Here is a 15,899-nt window from a genome sequence, read left to right as displayed (position 1 = left end):
CAGAATGTTTCCTGCATCCTACGCGAACATTTGCCGGAATAAAGCGGCAACCCGTCATGACATCGTTTCCCATGCAGGCGGGTCCAAATCCATCGACGGCCATCGGCGAGGCGCATATTCTCCCTGCAAAAGAAGTGATTAAAAGAGCAAGGGAGTAACGGGGTGAGCGAAGTTTACGATTATATCGTTGTCGGCGCGGGCTCGGCGGGCTGCGTCGCCGCCAACCGGCTATCGGCGGATCCGAAGAATCGCGTCCTGTTACTGGAAGCAGGCGGCAAGGATCGCAACCCCTGGATCCATGTTCCGGTCGGTTACTACAGGACGATGTATCATCCCGATATTTCATGGGGTTACGAGACGGAACCGGATGCCGGTGTGAATGACCGGGTGATGGTCTGGCCGCGCGGCCGGGTGCTAGGCGGCTCCAGCTCGATCAACGGCTTGCTCTATGTTCGCGGCCAGCATCAAGATTACGACCACTGGCGCCAGCTCGGTAACGAAGGCTGGGGCTGGGATGACGTACTTCCATTCTTCAAGAAGTCCGAAAACTACGAGCGCGGCGGAAGTGAATTCCGTGGCGGCGATGGCCCGCTGTCGGTCTCCGACATCGCCGACCGTAGGCCGGTCTGCGAAGCCTTCCTTGAGGCTTGCGAGGAAGTCGGTATTTCGCGAAACGAGGATTATAATGGCGCGACCCAGGACGGCGCCGGCTACTACCAGACCACCAGCCGGAACGGCCGCCGGTGCAGTGCCGCCGTCGCTTATCTCAATCCGATCAAGAGCCGGAAGAACCTGCATATCGAAACCCGCGCTCTCGCCTCAAAACTTGAGCTGAAGGACGGGCGCGCGAGCGGGATTACCTATCTGCGCGACGGCATCGAATACAGGGCAGAAGCAACACGCGAAATCGTGCTGTGCGGCGGCGCCATCAATTCCCCGCAACTCCTCCAGCTTTCGGGCATCGGCCCGGCAGAACATCTGCGCAGTGTCGGCATCCCGGTCCAGCATGACCTGCCCGGCGTCGGTGACGACCTGCAGGACCATTTCCAGGTCCGGGCAATTTATGAGCTGGACGGCCTTGAGTCGCTCAACACCGATGTCGCCAATCCGCTGAAACGGATCGCCATGGGCCTGCAATACGCCCTCACCCGAAGCGGACCGCTGACCGTCAGCGCGGGGCAAGTCTACGTCTTCACTAAAACGCGCGCAGAGCTGGAAACACCGGATATCCAGTTCCATTTCATCCCGTTCAGCGCGGATAAGCCGGGACAGCTACTGCACCCCTTCCCCGGCGTCACATCGTCGATCTGCCAACTCCGTCCGGAAAGCCGCGGCACCATTATGGTGAAATCCGGCAACCCGCGCGACTATCCGAGCATCAAGCCGAATTATCTCTCCACCGAAGGCGACCGGCGAACCATCATCGACGGCATGAAACTGAGCCGGAAGATTTCCCAGTCCCCGGCCTTCCGCAAGCATCTGAAAGCTGAGTACGAGCCAGGTCTCGATAGGGCGGACGATGACGGCCTCTTGGCCTATGCCCGCGAGAAAGGCGGCACCATCTTCCACCCGACCAGCACCTGCCGCATGGGGTCCGATCCGAAAGCCGTGGTCGATGCCCGCCTTCGGGTTCACGGCATTGCCGGATTGCGGGTCGCCGATTGCGCGATCATGCCGACGGTGGTCTCCGGCAACACCAACGCACCGGCCATGATGATCGGCGAGAAAGCATCGGCAATGATCCTGGAGGACAATCGGGGATAATGGCATCCGCTCCGGGAAGCCTCACGCTTGCTCAGGCAAAAGCTGCGCTTGATCGTGGCGAGCCCGCAGTCGCCGCTAAAATGGCAGCGGCTGTCGCTCGATCCTGCGCGCATGCAGCCGAAGCGACTCAGGCCCTGCATTTCTCGGGATTGATGGCGGCCGAGGCCGGACAGCCGCACGTCGGCATCGCACGGATCAGGAAAGCCTTGCTGCTCTCCCCCGAACGGGCAAGCGCTTGGGCCAATCTGGCGCAATGTTCCAGCGCGGGAGACGACATCCCTAGCCTTGCACGGCGGGGGATCATGGCAAACCCGCGCGCACCGCTTGCCTGGGCTATGCTGAGCGTCGCTCACCACAAGTACGCTCAAGAGGAACGGGCCCGGCGCCATTTCCCCGCAGCCCTCGATCACTCAAGACGGTCCCTGCTCCTCAGGCCCAACTATGCGGAGGCGATGCACGGGTTCGTCATCGAGAAACGCTGGAACGGCATTCTGGACGATCCGGACTGTCTGATTGACCGGAGCCTCCAGGTCCTTGCGAGGACGACCAAGGTACCGGGGCACCCGATCATGATGTTCGGCCCCTTTGCCGGACTACGGGATCAGCTGGATGCCGCCATCCGGGCCGGCGGCACACGTGGCCTGAGACGCGATTTTGCAAAACTGCCGCCGGCTTCAGGCAAGCCACTCCATATCGGGTATATCGGCAGCTACCTTAAGGAGCACGCCCTCGCCCTTGCCCTGCCCGAGCTGTTCCGGCGCCATGACCGGACAAACTTCCAGGTCACCCTCTATATCGCTCCGAAAGAGACCGGAGCGGCTGATTGCAACGACTCGATCCGAGATTGTGGCATCGAGATCGTCAATCTTGCCGGCCTTGACGGCGCCCGGCAAGCGGAGCGCATAAGACAGGACGGCGTGGAAATCCTCTTGGATCTGGACGGGTTTCTGTCTCAGACCCCACTCGACGTCATGCAGCACGATCCGGCACCCATTCGCGTCAATTACTTCGGCTTCCCGGGAACCTGCGGCACGTTGCACGACTACATCATTGGCGATACGAGGCTCATTCCCGAAACGGCACTTCACGGCTATGGCGAACAGGTTGTCCGTCTGCCCCATTGCTACATGCCATTCGATGGCAACCGTCCGGTCTCCTCCACACCGGACAGGTCGAGCGCCGGATTACCGGAATCCGCGTTCGTTTTTCTCGGTTTTCACAGCCAGAACAAAATCGCGGCGGACGCTTTCGCCTCCTGGATGCAGTGCCTGCGCGAGGTCCCGGACAGTGCCATTTGGATGCTGGACCATGGAGACACTCACAGGATCAATCTGCAGTCCGCTGCCGAGCGCCACGGAGTGGCACCGGAGCGTATTATTTTTGCGCCTAAACTGAGAAATGAAGACCATCTCGCCAGGCTCTCGCTTGCGGATCTCTATCTCGACAATAGCTGGTTCAATGCGCACACGACCGGGGCAGATGCCCTCTGGCGCGGCCTGCCCGTCGTCACAATCGCCGGCGACACATTCGCCTCCCGCGTCGGCACGTCTCTGCTCCACGCTGCGGGATTACCGGATCTCGTGGCGCACACACCGGAAAAGCAAGCGGAAATCGCCATCTCCCTGGCGCAAGCGCCCCGGCGCCTCGCCGCTCTCCGCAGCCACCTTAAGCGTGCGGTCAAAATAGCCCCACTCTTCGATATGAAAGCCTATACCCACGCGCTGGAGCGCGCCTATCAGGCAATGGCCGAACGAGCCCGCCAAAACCTGCCTCCGGCAGAGATAACGATAAAACCCTAGGGAGCTAACAGGATGGATTTCAGCGAGGATCCAATCATCGAGGTAGTGCGCGACACGGTCCGCCGAGTCTATGATGTCGAGATTGCCCCGAAGATTGACGCGTACGAAGCTTCCGGCGCGTTTCCCTACGAGATAATCCGTGCCATGGGCGATGCGGGTCTGTTCAGCGCTGCCTTTCCCGAAGAGATGGGAGGGACTGCCTTGGGATTTTCTGCCGTTGGCACAATCGCCGAAGAGATTTCCCGTCTCTCGCCAGGTTTTGGCTATGCCATGAACATGCAAGCCATGACCTGCCCGTTCACCATTCTCAACTGGGGAACAGAGGAACAGGCGCGGCGCTTCGTTCCGGAACTCATCTCGGGCCGCAAGATCGGCATGTTTGCGCTGACCGAGCCCGGCGGCGGCTCCGACCCCGGCGGTGCGATGCGGACTGTCGCCAGACGAGATGGCGACAGCTATGTGCTGAACGGCTCCAAGATCTGGATCACCTTCTCGAATGCCGCCGATGTCGGCGTTTTGTTTGCGAAAACAGATCCTGCCGCCGGCAAGCGCGGCATTTCAGCATTCATCGTGGAGCCGAAAAGCGCTCCCGGTTTTACCGCACGGCCAATCGAGATGCGCCCGCTGTCCAATTGCCTGCGCTCCTGCGAGGTCTTTCTGGAGGATTTCCGGGTACCTGCGGAGAACCTGCTCGGCCGGGAGGGCGAAGGGCTGAAAGTCGCGCTCAACGCCCTGGAATACGGGCGCCTGACAGTATCCGGGCGGCTGATCGGTCTGGCCCAGGCCTGTTTCGATGAAACCGTACGCTACGCCCGGGAAAGGGAAGTCGGCGGGCAGAAAATCGGCGAATACCAGATGGTCCAGCATCCGATAGCCGATGTCGCTGTCGGCATCGATGCGGCACGGTTGATGATGCGCCGCATGGCCTGGCTGATGGATCAGGGTCAACGCTCAACCCGAGCCGCCGCACGGGCGAAATATCTGGCATCCGAAGTCGCCCAGAAAGCCGCACAAACCGCCAAAGACACGTTCGCCGCCTATGCCCTCGCCGAGGAATACCCGATCAACACGCTTTCAGCCTATGTGAACATGCTGACCGTCGGAGAAGGTACCCCGAACGTACAACGTATTCTGATCGCGGAAGATGCACTGGGGTTCAAGACTGCCGACCGGCATCCGGTCATGAATCCTCTGAAACGCGAAACAGCCCGATAGAAATGAAAAGGCCGCCCGCAGGCGGCCTCTCAGATCAGATTTTTTGTTGAATAAAGCGGTTTAGAGCTTTTCGACGTTCACACCGATGGTGATAGCCCCGATCGGCGTGCCGCCATCACTGATTGTCGTGGACAACTGGGACTGGAAAGCACCCGAGCTTTCGTCGAATTCAACTTCATCAATGAAGACAGCGTCTGCGCCAGCTCCGAAGGTCTTCTGGTGCTTGCCTTCGTCACCCTGCATATAATCGGAAGTTGTATCGCTCATCCCGACATTCAGGCCTTTTGCATCCATAACGAACGCCTCGGCAATCTTGCCCCCGGCCTCGTCCTTCTTTGCCTTCAGCCATGCGGAAAGCGCATTTCCGGAAACCTTGTTAACAAGGTCACCGCCGCCCGCCTTTGCTTCGGCGCGCCACTGCTTGTCGAGAGTATCGATCTTCGCCGCATCAAAGCCGGACGTTTCCGCGTTCTGCGCCTTGATTGCAGCAATCAAGGCCGGATCGGCTAGCCAAGCCTTCACGGTACTATTGTAGAATTCCTTGATCTGCGGCTCGAAATCATTTGCAGCAGCCGGCATGGCAAAAGTCATGGTCAAGGCAAGTACGGCAAGTCCGTTGAATAGTTTTCTCATGGGTGTCTCCTCCTTGAATTACCTTCCCGAATGGGACAGCAATCATGTAAATATATGATTAACGATATTACTCAAAAATTTGTTAACGCCTTATTAAATTATGCTCGTTAATCATTAGCCATTCGATTGTTTCAAGTAACAACAATGTCTGGGTTTGCCATGCGCATCGGATTTCGGATCGCCTCAGGTTTCGCAGTTACGCTGGTTATCGCAGGTGGCGTTGGCCTCGTTGGGTATTTCGGCCTCACGCGATATGACAGGGACATCACACTGACCCTCGACCTGCTCGGTGCGGTGGACACCTTCAGAAGTGCAAATTCCGAAGCCGCTTTGTACCAACTAAGCCGCGAAGAGGAATATTTCGAACAGGCAATCACCCGAACCCGGACAACGAACGAGACACTCACGGGCATTCTCGGCGGAGGCAACGCTGATCCTGCCGTTAATGCCTTGAATGGCGAAGTAGAAACGTATCAGGCCAAACTTGATGAGCTGCATACGGTCAACAACGAGACCAATACCATCACCGCAGCCATGGCTTCCGAAGCGGAGGCCATCAAAGATAGTGCAGCTCAACTGAGCGCCGCTGCGGCCGACACTTTCGAGTCAAGCTCGGCAGCCGTAGAGGCCGCTACAGCGGCGCGCGACAGCAGCCTTGCAATCATGAATGCCTCGAACGCGCTGCTTGCCAACAGCAATGGAATTCGGGCCTCCGAAGCCGCCTACCGGCTGGAGCGAACGGATGAGAACAGGACGAAACTGGAAGCCGGAACGAAGCGCCTCTTCCTTGACGCTTTGTCGCTGCGGAAATCGGCCAAGGGCACTCCGGCCGAGGCAGCCGCCGGGAAGATCGCCCAGTTGAGCGGCACCTACCGCAAGACGTTCTCTACCCTGGTGCAAGCCGTCCAGGACGGGACCGCTGAAGCAGAAGCTCTGTTCAACGAACTGAGTGACACCAGCAACGCCCTGACGGAGACCGCACGCGAGATTCTGAAAGATCGCGGCGCGGCGCTCAAAGAAGCAAATACTGCCTATGAAGCGGCATCAAAGAGCGGGAAGGATGCAGTCAGCGCGCGTGTCGCCGCTCTTGAAATGGTGGTTGCGGCGGACGTCATGGCCTCCAAAACCTTGGCCTACATCGCAACAAAGGACGAGGCGGAACGCACCGCCGGAAAAGAAATTATCGGCGCCCAGGTTGCCCTGATTTTCTCGAAAGCACTTGTCGTCAAGAAAGCGCTTTCGGAAGAATTCGGGAAGATCGCCATCGGGGCTGCGAAAGCGGCCAAGAGTTTTCGGGCCGGCGTTGATACTGTGGACGAAGCGCTGGCGAAACAGGCCGCGATTGAAGCAGAAATGAAGGAGCTCGAAACGCGGAGCGCTGACCGCGCCGCCAGCTTCAAGAGCGACAAACTCGCCTCCCTCAAAGAGCTGAAGGAAGAATCCGTTCAATTGATCCTGCTTGGCACCGCTCTTGGTGTAGCCTTCGGCATCGTTCTCGCCTTCCTGATTGCCCGCAGCATCGTCAGGCCGATATCCGCGATCACAGGTTCCATGAACGGTCTTGCCGGCGGGGATCTTGAAAGCGAAATCCCGATGACCGACCGCAAGGACGAGATCGCCGAAATGGCCCGCGCAGTTCAGGTCTTCAAGGACAACGCGACCGAGATGAAGCGCCTGGAGGGCCAGCAGGAAGAGTCCGAGCGCCGCACTGCGGAAGAGAAGCGCAGGCAAATGGCTGAGCTTGCAGACAATTTCGAAAGCTCTGTGAAATCCATTGCGCAGCGTGTCGCGGATGCTGGTGGCACCATGGAAAGTTCGGCTGGCGAAGTGAGCCAGGCAATCGCCCAGACGCACGATCAAGCAGCCGCAGTAGCCGCCGCTTCGACAGAAGCCAGCGCTAATGTGCAGACCGTCGCGGCAGCGACATCAGAGCTGACCGCTTCCATTCAGGAAATCAGCCGCCAGATCGCAATTTCCAACGATAAATCACACGATGCCTCGCAGCGTGCTGAGCAATCCGTCGCGCTGATGGGCAATCTACGCAAGGCCGTCGGTGAGATCACCGAAGTCGTGCAGCTTATCCAGGATATTGCAGAACAGACCAATCTGCTGGCCCTTAACGCCACGATCGAGGCGGCCCGCGCGGGTGACGCAGGTAAGGGCTTCGCCGTCGTCGCCTCCGAAGTGAAAAACCTCGCAACGCAGACTGCGCAGGCAACGGAACGCGTCTCCGAACGCGTGGCTGCCATTCAGCAGGAAACCGACAGCGCTTCCGTGAACATGGAATCGGTATCGAAGGTGATTGAGGAACTTGGTGAGATCTCGGCCAGTATTGCGGCTGCGATGGAAGAACAGACCTCCGCGACACAGGAAATCGCCCGTAACATCGAGGAAGCCAGCGTCAGCGCGGATGATGTTGCCCGCAATATCGAAGGCGTGAACTCAAGCGCAGAAGTCTCCGGCGGCGCTGCTGATGCCGTCAGCGGACGGGCACGTGAGCTCTCGACGCAAATCCAGAACCTCAACCGCCAGGTCGAGGAATTCCTTGTGGAAGTCCGTCAGAAGTAACGGCGTTAGTCAGGATCGGGTGCGGTGCCAACTCTCCAGAACAGGCCCGCCCCGATCAGCGCTGCCAGCGTGCAGCCAATGAAGGCTGCGGTGTAGCCATCGGTGAGGTCGAATAACAGGCCGGAGAAAAAGGCACCCGACGCCGCGCCCAGGCCCTGCCCGAAATTCGCAGCTCCAAGAATGGCGCCGATGCCTGATCCGGAGAAACGGCGCGCCATCAGCGTCGTGATGATCGGCCCCCGGGCCCCCATGCTGAGACCAAAGCAGACAATAAAAATAACCAACGAAATACCCGTGCTGTCTGCCGGCACCAGCGCAAGCGCTCCGATGCCTATCACGGTGAGCCCATAGCTGCTGGTTGCGACGATCCTGTGTCCGAACCGATCCGCCGCCATCCCGGTCGCCGTCATCCCGAAGAAAGACAACATCCCCGCCGTACCGAATGCGAAGGCGGCCTGCTGCTCATTCATGCCCCCGCTAACGAGGTAGGCAACCGATTGCAAGCTGATGCCGTAAATCGAAACGGCAGTGACGAAAAAAATCACGAAAAAAGCCCAGAACTCCAGGGTCTTCAATGCGGCCTTCAAAGTAGGCCCCGACCGGCCCGCCGCCGCGATATGACGACGCGGGTTGCCGGGAGCACCTTCCGCGATCCGGCGCCACGGCAGGAACAGCACAAAACCGCACAAGACCGCGAAAACCAAGGCATACCAGCCATAGGCATTTCGCCACCCCTGACTGGCGATCAGGTATTCCGCCAGCGGCGCCATGATCAGGGTGCCGATGCCGAGCCCGCCATAGGTCATGGAAAGCGCCGTCGCCAGACCTTTGTCAAACCAGCGACTCACGACAGCCTGGGCCGGAGCGAGGCCGATCAGCGCAGCGCCAAAGCCGCAGAACCCGCCAATCGCAATCTGGAACTGCCAAAGTTGGGAAAGCGACCCGGCGGCAAAATAGCCAATCGCGAGCGCACCGAGCCCCACCGCATAGACCAGTCGGCCACCGAAACGATCAAACAGGTGGCCTGCCAGAGGCGCGAAAAATCCGGTCGCCGCCATGAAGAGTGAATAGACAGAGGTTGCCGAAGACCGGTCCCAGCCAAGCTCGCCTGAAAGCGGGAGCAAAAAGACGGCATAACTCTCCCCTGCCCCGCGACCCAGCGCTGTCATGCCGAGACACAAGGCGAGAACACCGAGAGCGCCGATCGTGGCAACACCCGCTCCGCGTAATAGCGGCATCTGGAAACTCTCCGGCAGCGATCAATGTCGAGCGGTCAGACTATGCCCTGAATGCTGCCGCCGAAAGACGCCGCTCCGGCACTTCAGTCGCGCGATTTTCTGAAAAGCTGCGTCAGGATCAGAAGTGATGAGGAAATCACAATCATGATGGTCGAGATCGATGCGATGGTCGGATCGATCTGATCCCGCAGGGCGTTGAACATGTTTCGGGTCAGGGTCGAGTTGTCACCGCCCGAGACAAACATGGCAACGATCACTTCATCGAACGACGTCAGGAATGACAGCAAGGCCGCGGTCATGACCGAAAAACGGATCTGGGACAGTGTCACGTCCATAAAGGCCGTGAAGCGCGATGCACCGAGGCTGCGGGCTGCCATTTCCAGGTTCATGTCGAAGCTCTTAAGAGCCGCACTGATCACGATCAGAACCAGTGGCAGAGCCAGGATGGAATGCGCGATCACCAGCCCGAACATGCTGTTGACCATCCTGATCTGCACGAAGACGTAGAAGGCCGCAATGGCGATCAGAATAACCGGAATCATGATCGGTGTGATCAACAGGACATAGAACATCCGACTGAGCGGATGCTTGGTGACGAACAGACCATAGGCCGCAGCCGTTCCGATCGGTGTCGCCACGCACATGGTGAAGAACCCGGCCTTCAGCGATGTCCAGGTCGCCTGGATCCATTCCGGTGAGTTGAGATAATGCTCATACCAGCGGAGCGACCATTCCCGTGGCGGGAACTCGAGATACTGCGAGGCCGAGAAGGACATCGGGATCACGATCACGGTCGGCGCGACCAGCAGGATCATGATCACCGTCGCCAGAATGTAGAGCCAAAGGCGCTGACCGTGGGTGATCTGGGTTTCGGAGGCGGGTTTGTTCAGCCAGCTCATCAGTGACCTCCGCCAAGAACATTGTCGAGTTTCAGCAGCCGGGAGGCAGCAAGCAGGATCGCCAGGGTGATGACCAGCAGGACAACGCCAAGCGCACTGGCGGCGCCCCAATTGAAGAACAGCTCGATATTGCTGGTGATCTGCATGGAGACCATGATTACCTTGCCTCCCCCAAGCACTGCTGGCGTCACGAAAAAGCCGAGGCAGAGCACGAAGACAATCAGCGCACCGGCAAACAGGCCCGGCAGCGACAGCGGGAAGAAGATGTTCCAGAAGGTCTGGGTCGGCCCGGCTCCGAGATTGGACGAGGCTTTCAGGTAATCGGCACTGATGGCCTTCATCGAGCCGTAGAGCGGAAGCACCAGAAACGGCAGCATGATGTGCACCATGCCGATTAGCGTGCCATTCAGGTTGTGCACCAGTTTGAGAGGCTCGTCCCAGAGTCCGAGATCAATCCCCCAGCTATTGATCAGTCCCTTGCGCTGCAACAGAACCAGCCAGGCGTAAGTCCGGACCAGAAGCGAGGTCCAGAACGGCAGCAACACGGTCAGCATGCAAAGCGCGGCCATGCGCGAGGAAAGCTGCGAAAGGAAATAGGCCAGCGGATAGCCGATCAGAATACAAAAGCCCGTGGTTATGAAGCTGACCTCAAACGTCGTCACGAAAATCCGGCCGTAAGACTTGCTCTCCAGCATCCGGTTGTAATGCTCGAGCGAGAAGCTGCCGTCATCGGCCAGAAACGACAGGTAGAAGAGCCAGCCGACGGGAAGCACCATGACAATAAGAACAGTCAGTATCGCGGGCGATGCCAGCCCGAGCAGCGCCCATTCCTCCCGTCGGGACTGCTTCAGAAGCGTGCTCTCGTTGGCGCGGGAATCCGATCCGATACTCACCTCGGTCATCGGGTTCACCCCTCCTCACGCGGGATGAGAACGGCGTCGGCACTCTTCAGGCCAAGCTCGACCTTATCCCCGACAGAGGCTTTCTCTATCGCCTCACCGGAACGGGTTCCTGCCCGGACTGTCAGATCCGTCCCGTCCGCAAGCGTGACATAGGCCAGGACCGTATCGCCCTGATAGACCATCTCCCGGACGGTACCGGAGAAGACATTGGTGTCCTCCGGTGCCGGGCCGTCGAGGACACTCAGACGTTCCGGCCGGATGACAAGAGACAGTTCGCCGGCAGCAGGCAAGGCTCCCGTTTTTAATTCCGATCCGGAAAAGCTGACCCGGTCCCCGTCGCGCTCAACCTGCAGAAAGGTGGATTCGCCGATGAACTCGGCGATGAAACGGTTGGCCGGCCGTTCGTAAATCGTGCGCGGCGTATCCAGCTGCATCAGCCGGCCGTGATTGATCACCGCGATGCGGTCCGACATGGTCAGCGCCTCGCGCTGATCGTGGGTCACATAGACCGTGGTCATGCCAAGCTTCTCGTGCAGATGACGCAGTTCGATCTGCATGTGTTCGCGCAAATTCTTGTCGAGCGCGGACAGCGGCTCATCCATCAACAGAATGCGCGGGCTGAACACGATGGCACGGGCAAGCGCGACGCGCTGTTTTTGACCGCCGGAAAGCTGGCTGATCCGGCGCTCGCCATAGCCGTCGAGTTGAACGGTTTCAAGTGCTTCCGCGACCAGCTTTTCCGTCTCGGCCTTCGATGTTTTCCGGAGCTTCAGCGGGTATCCGACATTCGCCGCGACGGTCATGTGCGGGAACAGCGCATAATTCTGAAACACCATGCCCACGCCACGTTTGTGCGGCGGCATGGAGATGATCTCGTCGTCACCGAACCGGATACTTCCGTAATCCGGCCGGGTAAAACCTGCGAGCGCCATCAGCAATGTGGTCTTGCCGGAGCCGGACGGGCCCAGCAGCGTCAAAAATTCGCCGCTCTGAACTTCCAGGTCGACGTCGTTCAGGGCGAAAATATCGCCATATACCTTGGTCAGACCGGAAATAGAGATCGGAAGCGCTTGCTGCTTCGACATGCCAAATTCACCGATTGTCACTGGATTGAAAACATAGCCGGACTAAGCCGGCGACGGGACGGCGGAGGACCGCCGTCCACGTCCCTTCGAAAGCGCTAACGCTATTCGGTCAGCATATCCTGATACATCGCAGCGGCCTTCTGCTCCCACTTGGCATACCAAGCGAGGCTGACAGGAAGCTGAACAGCGGCATTGTCCGGGTGAGACGGCATCATGCGCGCTGTCTTGTCGTCGATCATGCCGATTTCGTAGGCCTTCTTGTTGGTCGGCCCATAGGTGATGTGTTTCGGCAGGTTGGCCTGGATCTCCGGCTTGCTCACCTCCGCCAGGAACTTCATGGCGAGATCCTTGTTTGGCGCCCCTTTCGGGATCGCAAAACAATCATAGTCGAGCAGGCCCTGGTTGAAGGTGTAGGCGACTCTCGCGCCGTCTTTCTTGGCCACGTCGAAACGTCCGTTCCAGCCCGTCGTCATGTCGACTTCGCCGTCTTTCATAAGCTGGGCATGCTGGGCACCGGATTTCCACCAGACGGCAATTTCCGGCTTCAGCTCACGGATCTTGTCGAGGGCGCGCTTGATGCCTTCCTCGGAATCCAGAACCTTGTACACATCAGCCGGCGCGACACCGTCGGCCATCAGTGCCGGCTCGAGCGCACCGGCGACCTTGTTGCGGTAGGCGCGCTTGCCCGGGAATTTCCTCACATCCCAAAAATCGGCCCAGCTCTTCGGCCCGCTATCGCCATAGGTGGCCGTGTTGAATGCCATCACGGTCGAGAACACGTCGCTGCCAACGCAGTAGTCCGTCTTCAGCGTCGGATAGAAGGTCGAGACGTCGATAACGCTGTAGTCCAGCTTCTCCAGCAGGCCTTCAGCGGCAGCGCGTGCGGCGCTCCCCGATCCGCTGGAAACGATGTCCCACGCAACGGCACCGGCCTTCACTTTCAGGCGTACGTCGGACATGCCGCCGTAGGTCTCTTCCTTCACGGTGATGCCCATGGCTTTCGACGCCGGCTGGAACAGCGCGAGGCTTTGTGCGTTCTGGTAGGAGCCGCCCCATGAGGCAACAGTCACCGAACCGTCCGCCTGGGCGGGCACTCCAGTCATGGACATCGCCATTGCACCGGCGGCAACCGCCAGCAAGCCGCGACGTGAGAATTCTGTCTTCTTCATCATAAGAACGTTCTCCGCTGTTCGATTTTGGGTCTTTTTCAAAGCCGGGCATCCCTGCCCGGCTCCCGGATTGGTTTCAATCCTGCCCACTATCTGAAATTGAAGAGCTCGATTGGACTTCAGAACAGATCCATTCTCAATAAAAGACCAGACCAATTTTATCCGAAATTCCTGCCCGGAAGAGGTTCTCGACTACCTGTTGAGGCCATCGCGCCACCTGTAGAAAGCCACGGATGCTGAGAGAAACCAGGGCTTCCCGGTGTAGAGCGGGCGCGACGGAAAACTGATCCCATCGAACCCGGTCCGGCCTTCCTTAAGGCCCAGCATCTGCTGCGCAACCCGCATCCCCAAATATCCCGACATGGAAACGCCCGATCCGCAGTATCCCATCGCATAGTGGATGTTTTCGTGACAGCCGACATGGGCGAGCGTGTCGAAGGTGTAGGCGACAAACCCCATCCAGGAATGGCTGACCCGGACACCGGACAATTCGGGGAAGAGACGGGCCAGTTCCTGGCGCAGCAGCGGCGCGCTTTTCAGCGGATCGGTTTCGCTGCTGGACACACGCCCACCGAACAGGATGCGTCTGCGGTCAGGAGACGGACGGTAGTAGTAGACGACCTTCCGGCTATCCCCGAGCATCCGGTCGGTCGGCATGATCCGATCCATCAGATCCTTCGGTAAAGCCTCGGTCGCAATGATGTAGCTGCCGATAGGAATAACCCGCCGGCGCTGCCAGCCCGATTCCGGACCGGTATAGCCATTCGTCGCAACAAGAACATCACGGGCCCGGACAGCTCCGCCGGGATACGTCACCCGAAAGCCGGGGGCGGTCTCTTCAATTTCAGTCACCGGACAATGCGTCACGATCGTCACACCGGCCTCGCGCGCCCGGTCCAGCATCCCCTGATGAAACATCCCCGGATCGAGGGAGGCCGTGCTGGTGTTAACAATACCGCCGTAATAAGCGTCCGTTCCCAATTCCTTGTGCTGCTCCGCCCGGGTAATCACCTCAAGCGGCTCTTCCAGGCCTTCGGGCTGGTTTGCAGCGGCCCTGGCCATGGCTTCGAACTGGGCCGGGTTGTGCGCACCGGTAAACTTGCCGGGCACGGCAAAGTCGCAGGAGATGTCTTCCGATGCGACAAAGTCCGCCACCCATTCAAGCGCCCGTGTGCCTTCGCGGATGATCTCGAACGCTGTGTTTGCGCCATAGCGCCGGGTGAGCTGCTCATATCCCGGTTTGATCGACCGGCTGATCTGCCCGCCATTGCGCGTGCTGCAGCCCCAGCCGGCATCCTCGGCATCGAAAACCACAACAGACCGCCCCGCGCGGGCTAACACCAGCGCGGCGGAGAGACCCGTATAGCCAGCCCCGACAATCGCCACATCGATTTTATCCGGCACCACCGACGCTTTGATGTTGGGTCGCGGGGACTTCTCCCACCAATAAGGCTCAGTCTTGAAATCCTCGGTAAAGATGTCGCTCTGCATGTTTCTGTGTCCGCGTTTCAGCTGTCGAGCTCGCTGCACTGATACTGCGCGTTTTCCAGCCACTCGCGTCTGATCTGAATGCCCCAGCCCGGCTCCGAGGGTATTTGAACCTTGCCGTCCCTGGCTATCGGGAACGGGTCATAAAGATCTTTCTGCCACGGATAGTAATCCAGCCCCTCAATGGCGAACTCGACATAAGGCCCCGCAGCCTCGATGGCTCCCATCAGATGCAGCGTGAAGGTGGTGACAAGAGAGAGGTTCGCTGAGTGCGGCGTGCAGGCCATCTCGTACCGCTTCGCCAGCTCGGCCACCCGCATGGTCCGGGTGATGCCGCCGAGATAACAGATATCCGGCTGCAAAACATCGACCGCCCCCATAGACGCCATACGCCGCCAGGTGGCCAGATCGCAATCCTGCTCCCCGCCGGTCACATCGATGTCGAGCGCGTCGGCAACTTCCTTGGTCCAGTCGAGCTCCCAGTAGGGACAGGGCTCCTCGAAGTGCGAGAATCCGTTGTCCTCAAGCATCCGGCCGACCTCTATCGCGCGCTTTGGCGTGAAGCAGCTGTTGGCATCGGCCAGCAATGTTGCCTTGCCGCCGAAGGCCGCGCTCATCGCACTGATAATGCCCTCGGTCCGGCCGGGCCATTCATCGACATCGTGCCCGTATTCGCTGCCGACACGGATCTTGAAGGCGTCGTAGCCGCATTCGTCCTGCAGCTTTTTCAGCCGCTCGACCTCATCCTCGGGCGTGATATCGCGCCGCATGCTGGAAGCATATACCCGCAACGGCCGGGGCGTGCCGCCCAGCAGCTCGCAGACGGTCTTGCCCTCGCGCTTGCCGTAGAGGTCCCAGAGCGCGGTATCGACGCCGCCGATGGCCCGCCGGAGATAGGCACCGGGAAACTTGTGCTCCTTCTCCGGAATGATATCGACCAGCCCGTTCAGATCGAACGCATCCCAACCGAGCGCGTACGGCGCCACCTGCCGATGCAGCACGAGAGTGGAGATATCGGAATTGTACGTCGAGACCTGCCCCCAGCCTTCACTGCCGTCTTCGGTGGTCACCCTTACGAAACCAACGAACTGCGTGCTGAAGGTCTCGATCTTCGTGATTTTCATCCGTGGCTTCCCGTG

General features: G+C 59.3%; 12 protein-coding genes. 4 read left to right on the top strand and 8 right to left on the bottom strand.

Going from position 1 to position 15,899, the window contains the following annotated elements:
• Positions 1 to 162 precede the first annotated feature (162 nt).
• Genes VOI22_RS04200 through VOI22_RS04190 form a run of 3 tightly spaced genes read left to right on the top strand, consistent with a single transcriptional unit; the run spans position 163 to position 4,778 of the window.
• Positions 163 to 1,764 (top strand): GMC family oxidoreductase, encoded by a 1,602-nt coding sequence (locus tag VOI22_RS04200; protein ID WP_323795321.1) that lies wholly within the window; start codon positions 163 to 165, stop codon positions 1,762 to 1,764.
• Positions 1,764 to 3,563, top strand: a complete 1,800-nt coding sequence (locus tag VOI22_RS04195) for a hypothetical protein (protein WP_323795320.1) — start codon at positions 1,764 to 1,766, stop codon at positions 3,561 to 3,563. The genes VOI22_RS04200 and VOI22_RS04195 overlap by 1 nt, the downstream gene beginning before the upstream one ends.
• 12 nt (positions 3,564 to 3,575) lie before the next feature.
• Complete coding sequence (locus VOI22_RS04190; protein ID WP_323795319.1) at positions 3,576 to 4,778, top strand: acyl-CoA dehydrogenase family protein; 1,203 nt, start codon at positions 3,576 to 3,578, stop codon at positions 4,776 to 4,778.
• A 60-nt stretch (positions 4,779 to 4,838) separates the two neighbouring features.
• Here VOI22_RS04190 and VOI22_RS04185 read toward each other — a convergent pair whose 3' ends face one another.
• Positions 4,839 to 5,411 carry a hypothetical protein gene (locus tag VOI22_RS04185; protein ID WP_323795318.1) on the bottom strand — a complete coding sequence of 191 codons (573 nt, stop codon included), beginning with the start codon at positions 5,409 to 5,411 and terminating at the stop codon, positions 4,839 to 4,841.
• Between the two features lie 159 nt (positions 5,412 to 5,570).
• On the opposite strand from VOI22_RS04185, the gene VOI22_RS04180 reads away from it, so the two are divergent.
• Positions 5,571 to 7,979: a HAMP domain-containing methyl-accepting chemotaxis protein gene (locus VOI22_RS04180; RefSeq protein ID WP_323795317.1), complete on the top strand. Its 2,409-nt coding sequence runs from the start codon at positions 5,571 to 5,573 to the stop codon at positions 7,977 to 7,979.
• Between the two features lie 5 nt (positions 7,980 to 7,984).
• Here the strand turns inward: VOI22_RS04180 and VOI22_RS04175 are convergent, their stop codons facing one another.
• The 7 genes from VOI22_RS04175 to VOI22_RS04145 all read right to left on the bottom strand — a co-directional run bounded on the left by VOI22_RS04175 (position 7,985) and on the right by VOI22_RS04145 (position 15,884).
• The gene (locus VOI22_RS04175; protein ID WP_323795316.1) at positions 7,985 to 9,217 is read right to left on the bottom strand and encodes an MFS transporter; all 1,233 of its coding nucleotides are present in this window, start codon (positions 9,215 to 9,217) and stop codon (positions 7,985 to 7,987) included.
• Between the two features lie 83 nt (positions 9,218 to 9,300).
• Positions 9,301 to 10,116 carry an ABC transporter permease gene (locus VOI22_RS04170; RefSeq protein ID WP_323795315.1) on the bottom strand — a complete coding sequence of 272 codons (816 nt, stop codon included), beginning with the start codon at positions 10,114 to 10,116 and terminating at the stop codon, positions 9,301 to 9,303.
• Positions 10,116 to 11,018: an ABC transporter permease gene (locus VOI22_RS04165; RefSeq protein WP_323795314.1), complete on the bottom strand. Its 903-nt coding sequence runs from the start codon at positions 11,016 to 11,018 to the stop codon at positions 10,116 to 10,118. Before VOI22_RS04165 ends, VOI22_RS04170 begins: the two co-directional genes overlap by 1 nt.
• Before the next feature lie 5 nt (positions 11,019 to 11,023).
• On the bottom strand, positions 11,024 to 12,103 hold the full coding sequence (locus tag VOI22_RS04160; protein WP_323795313.1) for an ABC transporter ATP-binding protein: 1,080 nt from the start codon (positions 12,101 to 12,103) through the stop codon (positions 11,024 to 11,026).
• Positions 12,104 to 12,204: 101 nt separating this feature from the next.
• Positions 12,205 to 13,275 carry a polyamine ABC transporter substrate-binding protein gene (locus tag VOI22_RS04155; protein WP_323795312.1) on the bottom strand — a complete coding sequence of 357 codons (1,071 nt, stop codon included), beginning with the start codon at positions 13,273 to 13,275 and terminating at the stop codon, positions 12,205 to 12,207.
• Positions 13,276 to 13,464: 189 nt separating this feature from the next.
• Complete coding sequence (locus tag VOI22_RS04150) at positions 13,465 to 14,763, bottom strand: FAD-binding oxidoreductase (protein WP_323795311.1); 1,299 nt, start codon at positions 14,761 to 14,763, stop codon at positions 13,465 to 13,467.
• Between the two features lie 17 nt (positions 14,764 to 14,780).
• On the bottom strand, positions 14,781 to 15,884 hold the full coding sequence (locus tag VOI22_RS04145; protein WP_323795310.1) for a mandelate racemase/muconate lactonizing enzyme family protein: 1,104 nt from the start codon (positions 15,882 to 15,884) through the stop codon (positions 14,781 to 14,783).
• Positions 15,885 to 15,899 lie beyond the last annotated feature (15 nt).

Origin of the sequence: Nisaea sp., assembly GCF_034670185.1 — a bacterium.
In the GTDB taxonomy this organism is placed as follows: Bacteria; Pseudomonadota; Alphaproteobacteria; order Thalassobaculales; family Thalassobaculaceae; genus Nisaea.
This window is presented reverse-complemented; position numbering and strand designations above follow the sequence as displayed.

Coding starts and splice junctions, on each gene's coding strand:
- VOI22_RS04150 (WP_323795311.1), bottom strand. CDS start 14,763: ATGCAGAGCGACATCTTTACCGAGGATTTCAAGACTGAGCCTTATTGG.
- VOI22_RS04190 (WP_323795319.1), top strand. CDS start 3,576: ATGGATTTCAGCGAGGATCCAATCATCGAGGTAGTGCGCGACACGGTC.
- VOI22_RS04170 (WP_323795315.1), bottom strand. CDS start 10,116: ATGAGCTGGCTGAACAAACCCGCCTCCGAAACCCAGATCACCCACGGT.
- VOI22_RS04180 (WP_323795317.1), top strand. CDS start 5,571: ATGCGCATCGGATTTCGGATCGCCTCAGGTTTCGCAGTTACGCTGGTT.
- VOI22_RS04165 (WP_323795314.1), bottom strand. CDS start 11,018: ATGACCGAGGTGAGTATCGGATCGGATTCCCGCGCCAACGAGAGCACG.
- VOI22_RS04155 (WP_323795312.1), bottom strand. CDS start 13,275: ATGATGAAGAAGACAGAATTCTCACGTCGCGGCTTGCTGGCGGTTGCC.
- VOI22_RS04175 (WP_323795316.1), bottom strand. CDS start 9,217: ATGCCGCTATTACGCGGAGCGGGTGTTGCCACGATCGGCGCTCTCGGT.
- VOI22_RS04145 (WP_323795310.1), bottom strand. CDS start 15,884: ATGAAAATCACGAAGATCGAGACCTTCAGCACGCAGTTCGTTGGTTTC.
- VOI22_RS04160 (WP_323795313.1), bottom strand. CDS start 12,103: ATGTCGAAGCAGCAAGCGCTTCCGATCTCTATTTCCGGTCTGACCAAG.
- VOI22_RS04195 (WP_323795320.1), top strand. CDS start 1,764: ATGGCATCCGCTCCGGGAAGCCTCACGCTTGCTCAGGCAAAAGCTGCG.
- VOI22_RS04185 (WP_323795318.1), bottom strand. CDS start 5,411: ATGAGAAAACTATTCAACGGACTTGCCGTACTTGCCTTGACCATGACT.